This window comes from Saprospiraceae bacterium (assembly GCA_016710235.1).
Taxonomy (GTDB): Bacteria; Bacteroidota; Bacteroidia; order Chitinophagales; family Saprospiraceae; genus Vicinibacter.
In genome coordinates this window covers 396,698-408,906 of record JADJLG010000001.1, presented here as the reverse complement: position 1 = coordinate 408,906, position 12,209 = coordinate 396,698, and the positions used below count along the sequence as shown (strand labels likewise).

The window sequence follows — 12,209 nt, the reverse complement described above, 5'->3', positions numbered from 1 at the left end:
TTCGGATGAATTGGATTGATACACATACACATATTTACCTGGACGAGTTCCGTGAGGATAGACAAGATATGGTGCGGCGTGCCAAAGATAGAGGGATTGAATCAGTACTGTTGCCAAATATAGACCTAACGTCTTTGCCCCTAATGATGGAAACAGTTGAACAGTTTCCTGATTTTGCATTTCCCATGATTGGATTACATCCTTGCAGTGTAAAGGAAGATTTTAAATCACAATTGAATTTTCTCGAAACAAAACTTAATGACCATGATTGGATTGCGGTCGGAGAAATAGGGTTGGATCTTTATTGGGATAAAAGTTATTATGAAGAACAGCAACAAGCATTTCGGGTCCAATTGGAATGGGCCAGATCTCTTCAAATTCCTGTTTCCATCCATACTAGAGATGCAATGGATGAAACCATTGCAATTGTTAAATCCATGCAAGATGGTAATCTGAGTGGTGTTTTTCATTGCTTTGGTTCTTCTGTGGATCAGGCGAAAGAAATAATTAACCTTGGCTTTTATCTGGGAATTGGTGGTGTGGTGACTTATAAAAAAGCAAATCTCATACAGGTTTTACAACAAGTAGGATTGGATTTTGTAGTACTTGAGACAGATGCTCCTTATCTTAGTCCTGTGCCTTTTCGAGGAAAGAGAAATGAATGTGCATTTATAGCAGAAATTGGAATTTTTATTGCTGAGGGATTAGGTCTTTCCAATCAAGAAGTTGCATTAAAGACAACGACAAATGCAAAGAAAGTTTTCAGAAAATTAGTTTAATCCAATTATATAATTAGGATTTAAAATAGAATTTGACTCCAAAATTTGGGTTTAAAATTGAACGGAGGAAAGAATAAATCCATTAACGATTATAAGAGTTTAATAATAAACTGAAATTGCAATTATTACAACTATAAACTAAAGTATTAATGTATTTAGAGGCTGGATTTTAAATATTGCAACACTTTTCGGACTGATCCCATTTGTTCCAATAAATTTGCAGCATTATCTTTGGAAATGGGATATTGATTGCAGATCATATTAATACCTCTTACTCTTAGTTTCTGATTATTCAATTTCATATCGACCATTTTATTATCTTGTATCCTACCGAGACCGATCATCACTGATGTAGAGATCATATTGAGGATCAATTTCTGCGAAGTTCCAGACTTCATCCGAGTGCTGCCGGTGATAAATTCCGGCCCAACAACACAGACTATTGGGAAGTCTACTGTTTTTGTGATGGGGCTGTTCGGATTATTCGTTATGCAAGCAGTTGCGATTTGATTTTTCTTACATTGCTCCAATGCAGACACCACATAAGGTGTGCTGCCGCTAGCAGCGATGCCTATTACAAAATCCCTTTGATCTATTTCCCAGTCCTGTAAATCTTTCCAGCCTTGACTTTGATCGTCTTCAGCATTTTCTACAGCTTTTCGAATGGCTTGGTCGCCTCCTGCAATCAACGCAATAACAAGTTCATGTGGTACTCCGAATGTAGGAGGACATTCAGATGCATCGACTACTCCCAATCTTCCGCTTGTACCTGCACCAAGATAAAATAGTCTTCCTCCACTTTTCAATTTTGTAGTTATTTCTTTTATAACCATTTCAATTTGAGGAATACAAGCTCCTATGGAATGCACAGCAGTTAAGTCCTCATGATGTATGTGTTGTAGAATCTCAGCTACCGACATAGCTTCAATGTTCCTGTAATGAGAATCTTTTTCTGTGATTTTAAGCGACATTCACTTCCTGATTTTTCGCAATAAATAATAGACCGATAAATGTAATCAATCCGTTTACAGCTACTATTAGATTTCCAAAAGTGAATCCACCGAACCAGGTCTGGGAATTTTCACTAAGGATATATGTAATGATTGGTGCAGCAATGCAAATAAAAGGTAATAACTTGGGATAAGATATTTTTTTCTTCGTTAAAATGGCAAAACAAAAAATACCCAATAATGGTCCATAGGTATATCCAGCAAACTGAAACACTTTATTGATTACCGCATCATTATTTAATATATAGAACAATACGATTACGAAAAATATAATCATCGAAAAAATTAAGTGAACTATGGTTCTTATCCTTTTCTTTTTTGCCTCATCCCAGGGAGAATTTTTATAATTTAAAAAGTCGATACAGAATGATGTAGTAAGTGAAGCCAGAGCTGAATCAGCGCTTGCATAATTTGAGGCAGTGAGCCCAAGTAAAAATAGTATTGAGCCAAGGCTCGAAAGATAGTTCATTGCGATAAAAGGAAATACCTGATCTGATCTGGCTGGTACGGTTATTCCTTGCTGTTGCATAAAAATATATAATCCAGCTCCGAGGGAAAGAAATGCAATATTGACAACAAAGAGCAACATGGAGAAGCTAAACATATTGGTTTGCGCTTCTTTTAAATTGCGACAGGTGAGATTTTTTTGCATCATGTCCTGATCCAGTCCGGTCATGACTAAGGCGATCAACATACCTCCAAGCACTTGTTTGAAAAAATAATTGGAGTCTGACCAACCTGTATCCCAAAAAAATATTTTTCCGTACTCTGAACTGAATACGGTGTTAAAATAATCTACAATGCTGACGTTCAGCTGCCGGGAAAGAAAATATATGGTGATGACCAGGGAGAGTAACATGCATGTAGTTTGGAATACGTCTGTGATAACTATTGTTTTTATTCCTCCTCTGAAAGTATAAACCCAAATCAAAAAAATACTGATCAATACAGTTATCCAAAAAGGCACAGAAAAATGGGAGAAAATAAATTGATGCATCACAAGTGCAACGATATACATACGAAATGCAGAACCTACAGTTCGAGATAGTATGAAAAATGCAGCTCCGGTTTTGTAAGCGCTTTTCCCAAGTCTGCTGTTGAGATATTCATAAATGGAACTCACCTGATAGCGATAGTAAATTGGCATTAATACATTTGCTATAATTGCATAACCTATCAGGTATCCCCATACCATTTGCATGTATGAAAAGCATTGATTTACTTTTCCCGCACCTACCACACCAGGAATACTGATAAATGTCACACCGGATAGTGATGCGCCGATCATTCCAAATGCTACCAAATACCAAGGAGAACTGCGTTTGGCAACAAAAAAATTTTCATTGCTATCATCTTTAGATGTAAAATATGAAACTGCAATCAGCATCGCGAAATATGCGAGCATAATTGACAAATAAAGGAAAGGTTGAGCCATGAAAAGATTACGTTATTTAATGAGATGACAAGATTACTTTTTCTTCACCCCAATAAAAAGTCAAATGGATTTTAATCTCAGGATGTATACTCTTTGCGACCGGGCATGCTCTTGCGGTGTTTTCAAGTAATTTTTTTTCTTTCGAACTATAAGCAATTTCCGGCATGATCATATCAACATAAATTTCAGAAATTCGTCTAGGGTTGTCATCCATTACTTTGAGTACATCAGATTTTGCGCCAGCTATATTAATTTGATGACGATCCGCGACGATTCCCATCACGGTAAGCATACAACATGCCAGTGAAGTGGCTGTGAGATCCGTTGGAGAAAAAGCCTCGCCTTTTCCGTTATTGTCCGGTGGCGCATCTGTGACTATGATGGATTTACTTTTGGTATGGGTGGCTTCTGTACCCAGATGTCCATTATAGATCACTGTGGATGTTGTATTTTTCAAGACAATGCGATTTAAATTGATAATTAATTTAAAATAAGGAGTACATTTTATTTGACAGGCCAATATATATTGGTTATCAACTTTGTAACATCTTTTTCTTTCATAGGATCGCTAACATATTCTTCATAAGGATCGCCTGCAAAAGTGAGATGGTTTTCGCGACAATATTTTTCAATTTCATCATATGCAATTTGCGTGCCTTCATAAGGTCCAACATAATTTGCCTTCACTGTTTTTTGAGCTAACCAACTACCGCAGGAAATTCCATCTTTTGACTTTTCAGTACATGCTTTTTCAATGGGAAATAAAGCGATCACATGAATCATGGTATCACCAGGTTTGAAACCCGGATAAGTTGCTAATGGTGGGCTGGAAGGGCTAAGTTTATTTTCCTGGAGAAATTTTCCAAGTTTCGTGTACAATGCTTCCATAACATGATTGAGTTCATTTATTGAACAGCTTGTTTCAGTTTGTATAAAATGAGTTTCAGGAATTTTCGTTTCTATGATGGAGTTGACAGTTCCGGAATGTCCATGGTCTTTAGATTGAGCTGCCAATAGTTTAATATTCGCCAATCCTTGGTCGTAATCTTTTCCTACCAACTTGTCCATGAAAAGACTGAAAATATTATGTACAGGTTTCATATAAAATGGGACTCCTGTTGCATCACCATCAAATTGCCAAGTAAGAAAAGTAGAATCGTTATCCGGTTTCATTAAGAATGTACCATAGGCTTCTCCCATGCCATCAAATTCCAATTTTGTTTTTACCATTTCAGGATTGGATTCTAGGATAGTTGTTTTACCGTTTCCTAATACTTTACTCTCCCAGGTATAAAACGCAGATTGTCCAACTGGGTTGTCGCTATAGTTGATCTTCATATTCGAATCCATTCGGTGCCAGGGTGACCATTTCTCCCAATTCCTTAAATCATTGATGTAATGGTGAACTTGTCCTACTCCGGCTGGTATGTTTGCAGATCTTTCTAAATGGGCCTTTCCTGGTAAGAAAAATCCGATAATATAAATAATTAATATCAGAAGTGCAATTCCCTTTAAAATTGAAAATAACTTACTCATTTTTTGAATTTGCTTAAAGGTAGTTATTTTTTTACAATTGATTGTTTGAGTCAATTGTTTTATGACTAGGGTAGAAATACAGGAATTGTTTGAATTGGTTAAGTAGTTCTTATTGATACTACTTCTTTAAACTGAACCGAATAAGGATATAGCTAAATTCAAATTGGAAGGCGATCGTTCATGATGTTAAATTTAAAAGCCCATCCAGGTGGACAGGCTTTTAATTATTTTCTGATTATTCTTTCGAATTTAAATTTAATTCAGTTTACTCTGAATGTTTCATCTCATCATCAGCTTTTTTTCTTTTCTGGCCGTCATGTTTTTCTTCATGAATGTTTTTACCGGCTTTGCGTTGTTTATGCTTGATTTTCGCTTTTTCTTTCGGAGTGACATCGCCATCTTTTTTAGCTTTCATTTTCTCTTTGTGAATGTCCCTTTGATCTTTTCGTAATTCTTTGCTTTCAGCTTTTGTGATTTCTCCGGATCTTTCTCCCTGACGGATACGCGCTTTTTCTTCGCGTTGTTTTTGATTGATTTCAGGAGTTGCAGTGTTTTGGGCCTGGATAGCTGTGTATCCCAGGATTAATGCAAAAAATAGAACTAACTTTTTCATAAATAAGATTTTAAACTTTAGACGAGAAAAACGCACCAAGGTTAATGCATGGTATATAATCATCAGTTACAAATCCTATCTATTTTTATAATGAGCAGATATTCAATATTTTATAAGTAATTAAAAAAGTGTTAAAACAAAATAATTACATCTGATACATCCTTGACAACAAAATATCAACTGATGTTTTGATAACAAAAATAGTTGCATTAAATAAAACCAACCAAAAGTGTGGAATCAGTTCTGGGTTTTTACGTCTTCTTTTTGTCTGGTTTCCTTAGCTAAAATGAGTTTAGCAAGATCATCATGACCGTTTTCTACCGCATAATCAAACGGTGTCTTAGAAGTGGCAGATTTTGTAAGCAGGCTGGCTCCTGCCGCGAGAAGTAAATTCATGCACTCTATGCATCCGGACTCAGCTGCTGCCATCGCAGGTGTAAATCTCTCGGCTCGCTGATTCACTCTGGCCCCTTTTTCAATCAGTTTTTTAACAAAATCTACATTTCCTTTCTTACATGCATAGATGAGAGGGGTAGTAGTATGATTGTCTATGACGATTGGTTTGTTTACCGACTGCGAAGCTACTAGCTTACTGAAAGCGCTTGCATAGTTGCCGTCAATAGTTTCTTTCCACTCATTTTGGCTAAACCCGACCTGAGCTGATAGTAAGCAAATGAAAATTCCCAAAAATATTTGTTTCATATCCGTTAGGTTTTTTAACATGATGCCACAATTGTGCCATTCGCTGCCTAAAAGTAGTATAAAAACGTGAATTCAGCTGATACGACCCCAAAATTTTGCACTCCCAGTCAGCAACAAATGCCCTTTCAGTTGGCGATTGTGTGGGTTTTCAAGTGATGGATCTTTTTTGAGTATTTGCTCCGCCCAGGACCTGGCTGCTTGAAGAATACGATTGTCTTCATAAATATTTGCCACTTTCAATTCAAGGAGTCCTGATTGTCTGGTGCCATCAATATCTCCCGGACCCCTGATTTCCAAATCGGCTTGTGCTATTTTGAAACCGTCATTTGTATCGCACATGATTTTGATCCTTGCAGCGGAAACCTTGCCGATGCGGTCTGCTGTCATCAACATACAATAAGATTGGTCGCTGCCTCTACCCACACGACCTCGGAGTTGATGCAGTTGTGATAGGCCAAAACGTTCAGCATTTTCTATGACCATTACACTGGCATTGGGGACGTTTACTCCAACCTCTATGACAGTCGTTGCCACCATAATATGAGACAGCCCCCGTACAAAATAATCCATTTGGTCGGCTTTGTCTTGAGCCTTCATTCTTCCATGGACCACGCTTATCCTGAATGTGGGTTCAGGAAAGTATTCCAGCAGTTTTTGATAGCCAAGGTTGAGATTTTCTATGTCAAGTTTTTCACTTTCTTCTATCAATGGATAAACTATGTAGATTTGCCTTCCAAGAGCTATCTCTTTTCGCATAAATTCATACAATTGCATTCGGTGGAAATCCCGAACATGAATTGTTTTAATTTCCTTTCTTCCCGGAGGCAATTCGTCGATAATTGAAATGTCCAGATCTCCATACAAGCTCATAGCCAGTGTTCTTGGGATCGGTGTTGCAGTCATGACCAGAATATGAGGCGCAGTGCTTTCGTTTTTTTCCCATAGTTTTGCCCTTTGACCTACACCAAACCTATGTTGTTCGTCGATGACCACGATCCCAAGCTTTTTGAATCGAACTTTATCTTCTAATAGCGCATGTGTACCTACCAAAATTTTAAGCATTCCGGACTCGAGATCATGATAGATGAGCTTTCGGTCTCGGGTTTTGGTTTGTGAGGTGAGTAATTCACAATTCAATTTAGTGGGAGCGAGAAGCTCTGAGATTCCTTTGTAATGTTGCATAGCCAGCACTTCGGTAGGAGCCATTATGCAGGCCTGAAGATCATGGTCTATCGTCATGAGCATAGTCAATAGAGCAACTATCGTCTTACCGCTCCCGACATCTCCTTGAAGCAATCTGTTCATCTGATGCCCTGACTTCAGATCGGTTTTAATCTCCTGAAGTACCCTTTCCTGGGCTTTAGTGAGTTTGAATGGCAGAAAATTTGAAATAAATTCTGTATAAGAAAGTCCTGGTTTTGGTATGAGAATACCATTTTGTTGAGTTTGTCTGAGGTATTTATTTTTGAGTAATCTGAGTTGAACATAAAACAACTCTTCAAACTTCATCCGATCACGAGCTTGATTGATTTCCAGTTCGGTTCTTGGTTGATGTATTTGTAAAATTGCCTGGTATTTGGAGATCACCTTGATTTTTGAGATCATATACTGCGGCAAAGTTTCAGGAATATCTCTTTCACTCACTTGCGACAAACACTGGCTTATCAGCTTGTGTAAGCCTTTGGAGTGAAGATAATTTCCGGCAAGAACTTCTCCACTAGAGTAAATACCTTCCCATCTTGCTTTTGAGCTTTGCTGTTGGGGGTTATATGGTTCGACCTCAGGGTGTATGATAGATGGGTTATTACCCTGATGATTTACCTTGCCATAAATCACAAAGTACTGATGCGCTTGGAGTAATTCCTGCTGCCAGTCGCTAAATTTGAACCAAATTAGCTCCATCTGACCTGTGGCGTCTGTTGCTTTTGCAGTCAACCATCTGGTTTTACCGTTTGTCCGAATTTTGAGATTGGAGACGCTTACAAGTAATTGAGCATATTCATCTTCAACCAATGATTTGATATTATGGAAAACAGACTTATCTACATAGCGGAATGGAAAATGACTGAGTAAATCGCCAAAAGTGAAAATATTGAGGTGCTTGTTGAGCAATTTAGCTCTAGCCGGTCCTACGCCCTTGAGAAATTCTATGGATGTATCCAGTTTGCTTGTCACTTGATCAAAAACACATTTGCGCAGTGAAAGTAATACAATGTTTTAAATTGCTAAAATGAGCTAATTTTGTCTGTTAAACAAGAGTATCAACAAATGGATTCGATTCGCCAACAGAAAGTAGCAGAAATGCTGAAAAGAAATTTTAGTATGGTGCTTGCAGAAGAAGGCAAGTATATCTATGGATATTCTGTCATGGTTTCTGTGACACATGTACTGATTACACCTGATTTGCAACTCGCCAAGATTTATCTTAGTGTATTCAATACAGAAAATAAGCAAGAGCCTTTGCTGGAAATGGAGGAAAACATGCCGAGATTAAAACAATCTCTTTATGCGCGGATCAAAAAGCAAATGCGTGTCATGCCTGAAATCAAGTTTTTTTTGGACGATACGATTGATGAAATGTATAAGGTTGATGCATTACTAAAAAAAATGCATGACGAAAATCAGTTTGGAGAAGAATCATAATATTTTTCTCATTTACCAAATTTCTTAAAAAAATTGCTCATGAGAATAATTATTACCGGTGCTACAGGAATGGTAGGTGAAGGGGTTTTGTACACTTCTATTTATGACTCCAGAGTTTCTGAGATTGTTTTGATCAGTCGAAAGAAAAGTGGATATGATCATCCAAAAGTGCGAGAAATAATTGTTGATGATTTTTTTAATCTGGGAACTCAAATCACCGAACTTCATAATTATGACGCTTGTTATTTTTGTTTGGGTGTGTCGTCAGTAGGTATGGAAAAGTCTCAATACGAAAAGTTGACTTATGATCTTACACTCAACTTTGCAAAGTGCTTAGAACCGAATAATCCAAATTTAGTATTTATTTATGTTTCCGGTCAAGGTACTGATAGTACAGAAAAATCCGGAACACACTGGGCAAGAGTGAAAGGAAAGACGGAGAATGAATTGATGAAGTTGAATTTTCGAAATGTGTATGGTTTTAGACCTGGATTTATCAGACCAATTTATGGATTAAAATATACTCACAATTATTATAAATATATCGGCTGGTTGTATCCATTGGGTCGAATGATATATCCTGAGGGTTTTTCAAGTTTGAAGGAGATCGCCATAGCTATGCTTGAACTGAGCACACATCCGATCTCCCAAAAAATTATAGGAGGAAAAATGATTGCGCAATTGGCGAATAGTAAAAATAACTGAGAGCTACTTAGATTTTTGGGTTCAACTCAATTTACTTTAATAATGGATTCTAATAATTCGCTGAGCTGGTTCTCGTGAAGCTTTTTATATCCTACGGCTGTAGCAGCACCTGGAGGTCTGGCGATGACGCGAAGGTCTCCAAAATTCCATTGTGCTTTAATGAACGAAGCGGCACCCATATTGATAGGTTCTTCCTGGACCCAGGTCGATTTTGCTTTGGGATATTTCTTTACAACATCTGATACATTTTTTTCGGGAAATGGATAAAGTTGTTCAATTCGGATGAGTAGTATATCCTGACGATTTTTCTTTTTCAAAAAATCTAAAATGTCATAGTAGACTTGGCCTGAACAAAAGACGAGAGTACGAATCGAGGATGATTCCAGCACGGCATCAACGATGATATCCTGAAAGCTCGTGCTCCCACAAAACTCTTCTATTTTCGATCTGCAGGAAGGATGCCTCAATAGACTCTTGGGAGACATTAAGATCAAAGGTTTTCTGAAATTCCAACTCAATTGTCTTCTCAGCAAGTGAAAATAATTTGCTGGTGTAGTCACGTTTGCTACAGTAATGTTGAATTCAGCACAGGCTTGAAGGTAGCGTTCGAGTCGTCCTGACGAATGTTCAGGTCCTTGTCCATCATAACCATGAGGCAGGAGAATGACGATGCCTGACATTCGGTTCCATTTACTTTCTGCGGATGCAATAAATTGGTCGAATACAACTTGAGCTCCATTGGCAAAATCTCCAAACTGAGCTTCCCACAATACTAAATGTAGAGGGCTAGCCAATGAATAGCCATAATCAAATCCCAATACTGCATACTCTGACAAGAAGGAATTGTAGATAAAAAAAGTACCCTGACCTTCTTTGAGTTGGGAGAGTCTATTGTATTCAGTTTGGTTTTTTTCGTCAATGAGTACTGCATGACGATGTGAAAAAGTACCTCTTTTTACGTCCTGACCGCTCATGCGGATATTTTTGCCCTCCCACAATAAACTGCCGAAAGTGAGTGTTTCTGCAAGGGACCAATCAATAGTATTTTGGGCGATCATATCAGCCCAGGAATGAAGGAGTCTTTCGACTTTTGAGAGAGGTTTAAAGCCATCAGGGAGTTGTAAAGATTTATTCAATATTTCTGTAGCTAGCTGAAAATCTACAGCCGTATTATACCTAATGGTAGGATCGTACGTTTTGACTCCTTTTTGCAAAGTTTTCCATTCAAGCTCTGCCTGTTGAGGTAAATAGGGTAGAGCTTTTTGTCTGACCATATCCAATCGGTCTTGGAGCAAGGACCAGAAATTTTTTTCCATTTCTGAAGCTAGTTCTGCTTCTACGTCACCTCTTTGGGCGAGTGTATTAATGTACAGGGTTCTGACATCTGGATGTTTGGCGATAAGTTCATACATTGCCGGCTGGGTGAACTTTGGATCATCGCCCTCATTGTGTCCATGTTTCCTATAGCAAACCATATCTACATACACATCTGTATTGAAATGTTGTCTGTATTCAAAGGCGAGACGCGACACAAATATAACCGCCTCCGGATCATCTCCATTGACATGGAAGACCGGGGCCTGTATGACCTGAGCAGCAGCAGTACAGTAGGTAGATGATCTTGCGTCATCAAAGTCAGTAGTAAACCCGATTTGGTTGTTGATGACAAAGTGAATAGTACCGCCGGTATAGTAACCTCTCAACTGAGACATCTGGGACAATTCATAAGCAAGCCCTTGTCCTGCAACGGCTGCATCCCCGTGGATTAAAATCGGGAGAATCCTGTCATAATTGGATTGGTACATGAGATCGGCTTTTGCTCTGGCCATGCCTTCTACAACAGGATTGACAGCTTCCAGATGGGAAGGATTAGGGGCTAATTTCAGCTGCAATTTTCTGCCGTTCGAAGCAATCACTTGAGAGGAATATCCCATGTGGTACTTCACGTCACCAGAACCAAAACTCAATTCAGGGATAGCAGTACCTTCGAACTCAGAAAATATCTGTTCGTAAGTTTTCCCAATGATGTTAGCCAGAACATTTAAACGGCCGCGATGCGCCATGCCTATGATGACTTCTTCAACGTGATCCGCAGCGGCAGCTTCAATCATGGCGTCGAGGGCGGGAATGCTGGTCTCTCCACCTTCCAATGAAAATCTTTTTTGACCTACATATTTTGTGTGAAGAAATTTTTCAAATACGAGGGCATCATTGAGTTTTTCAAGGATGCGTTTTTTTTCGATTAAGCTGAATCCATAGTGGCTTAAATCGGTATGCCGCTCTATCTTGTCTCTGAGCCACATTCGTTTTTCATGATCTTCTATATGTGAATATTCAAATCCAACATGATTGCAATAAATGCTTTGAAGTTTGTCAACTATAGCAGCCAGCCTGGCAGGACCAATACCAATGGCTGTCCCAGCCTGGAAAGTTGTCTCCATGTCTGAAGGAGATAATCCAAAGTCCTCCAGAAAGAGGTGAGGACTTCTATCTTTTCTTTGGCGGATCGGGTTGGTATCAGCCAGTAAATGCGCTCTGTGTCTGTATCCATCGACCATAGACATGACAGCGATTTCTTTTTGGACATCGACACTATATCCTGATCCTGAAGAAGGGATTGAGATCCTTGTGGTTTGTTGATCAATTGCTTTAAAATAACCAACCCAGGAAGGATCCAAACTACCTGGATGCTCCAGATATTGTTGATATAATGATTCAATATATGTTGCATCCGCGAGCGGAATTTCCAATTCTTTATACATAGCAGAATAATGTCAGAATGCAAC

The 12,209-nt window shown here is 38.4% G+C and carries 11 protein-coding genes; 3 read left to right on the top strand and 8 right to left on the bottom strand.

The window, feature by feature from the left end; genetic code table 11:
- The first annotated feature begins 5 nt into the window (after positions 1–5).
- The gene (locus IPI99_01760) at positions 6–779 is read left to right on the top strand and encodes a TatD family hydrolase (protein MBK7339236.1); all 774 of its coding nucleotides are present in this window, start codon (positions 6–8) and stop codon (positions 777–779) included.
- A 155-nt stretch (positions 780–934) separates the two neighbouring features.
- Here the strand turns inward: IPI99_01760 and IPI99_01755 are convergent, their stop codons facing one another.
- The 7 genes from IPI99_01755 to recG all read right to left on the bottom strand — a co-directional run bounded on the left by IPI99_01755 (position 935) and on the right by recG (position 8,250).
- The gene (locus IPI99_01755; GenBank protein ID MBK7339235.1) at positions 935–1,750 is read right to left on the bottom strand and encodes an N-acetylmuramic acid 6-phosphate etherase; all 816 of its coding nucleotides are present in this window, start codon (positions 1,748–1,750) and stop codon (positions 935–937) included.
- On the bottom strand, positions 1,740–3,224 hold the full coding sequence (locus tag IPI99_01750) for a sodium:solute symporter (GenBank protein ID MBK7339234.1): 1,485 nt from the start codon (positions 3,222–3,224) through the stop codon (positions 1,740–1,742). The genes IPI99_01755 and IPI99_01750 overlap by 11 nt, the downstream gene beginning before the upstream one ends.
- A 16-nt stretch (positions 3,225–3,240) precedes the next feature.
- Positions 3,241–3,681 (bottom strand): OsmC family protein, encoded by a 441-nt coding sequence (locus IPI99_01745; protein MBK7339233.1) that lies wholly within the window; start codon positions 3,679–3,681, stop codon positions 3,241–3,243.
- Positions 3,682–3,728: 47 nt separating this feature from the next.
- Positions 3,729–4,760 carry an SRPBCC family protein gene (locus IPI99_01740; GenBank protein MBK7339232.1) on the bottom strand — a complete coding sequence of 344 codons (1,032 nt, stop codon included), beginning with the start codon at positions 4,758–4,760 and terminating at the stop codon, positions 3,729–3,731.
- A gap of 265 nt (positions 4,761–5,025) precedes the next feature.
- On the bottom strand, positions 5,026–5,373 hold the full coding sequence (locus tag IPI99_01735; GenBank protein ID MBK7339231.1) for a hypothetical protein: 348 nt from the start codon (positions 5,371–5,373) through the stop codon (positions 5,026–5,028).
- 237 nt (positions 5,374–5,610) lie between these two features.
- Positions 5,611–6,075 (bottom strand): ankyrin repeat domain-containing protein, encoded by a 465-nt coding sequence (locus IPI99_01730; protein ID MBK7339230.1) that lies wholly within the window; start codon positions 6,073–6,075, stop codon positions 5,611–5,613.
- Between the two features lie 72 nt (positions 6,076–6,147).
- Positions 6,148–8,250: an ATP-dependent DNA helicase RecG gene (recG, locus tag IPI99_01725; protein ID MBK7339229.1), complete on the bottom strand. Its 2,103-nt coding sequence runs from the start codon at positions 8,248–8,250 to the stop codon at positions 6,148–6,150.
- A 93-nt stretch (positions 8,251–8,343) separates the two neighbouring features.
- Between recG and rbfA the strand changes: the two genes are divergently transcribed.
- Both rbfA and IPI99_01715 read left to right on the top strand, forming a co-directional pair.
- Positions 8,344–8,718, top strand: a complete 375-nt coding sequence (rbfA, locus tag IPI99_01720) for a 30S ribosome-binding factor RbfA (protein ID MBK7339228.1) — start codon at positions 8,344–8,346, stop codon at positions 8,716–8,718.
- Between the two features lie 33 nt (positions 8,719–8,751).
- Positions 8,752–9,423, top strand: a complete 672-nt coding sequence (locus IPI99_01715; GenBank protein ID MBK7339227.1) for an epimerase — start codon at positions 8,752–8,754, stop codon at positions 9,421–9,423.
- A 26-nt stretch (positions 9,424–9,449) separates the two neighbouring features.
- Here IPI99_01715 and IPI99_01710 read toward each other — a convergent pair whose 3' ends face one another.
- Positions 9,450–12,185 (bottom strand): 2-oxoglutarate dehydrogenase E1 component, encoded by a 2,736-nt coding sequence (locus IPI99_01710; GenBank protein MBK7339226.1) that lies wholly within the window; start codon positions 12,183–12,185, stop codon positions 9,450–9,452.
- Positions 12,186–12,209 lie beyond the last annotated feature (24 nt).

Coding starts and splice junctions, on each gene's coding strand:
- IPI99_01760 (MBK7339236.1), top strand. CDS start 6: ATGAATTGGATTGATACACATACACATATTTACCTGGACGAGTTCCGT.
- IPI99_01755 (MBK7339235.1), bottom strand. CDS start 1,750: ATGTCGCTTAAAATCACAGAAAAAGATTCTCATTACAGGAACATTGAA.
- IPI99_01750 (MBK7339234.1), bottom strand. CDS start 3,224: ATGGCTCAACCTTTCCTTTATTTGTCAATTATGCTCGCATATTTCGCG.
- IPI99_01740 (MBK7339232.1), bottom strand. CDS start 4,760: ATGAGTAAGTTATTTTCAATTTTAAAGGGAATTGCACTTCTGATATTA.
- IPI99_01735 (MBK7339231.1), bottom strand. CDS start 5,373: ATGAAAAAGTTAGTTCTATTTTTTGCATTAATCCTGGGATACACAGCT.
- IPI99_01730 (MBK7339230.1), bottom strand. CDS start 6,075: ATGAAACAAATATTTTTGGGAATTTTCATTTGCTTACTATCAGCTCAG.
- rbfA (MBK7339228.1), top strand. CDS start 8,344: ATGGATTCGATTCGCCAACAGAAAGTAGCAGAAATGCTGAAAAGAAAT.
- IPI99_01710 (MBK7339226.1), bottom strand. CDS start 12,185: ATGTATAAAGAATTGGAAATTCCGCTCGCGGATGCAACATATATTGAA.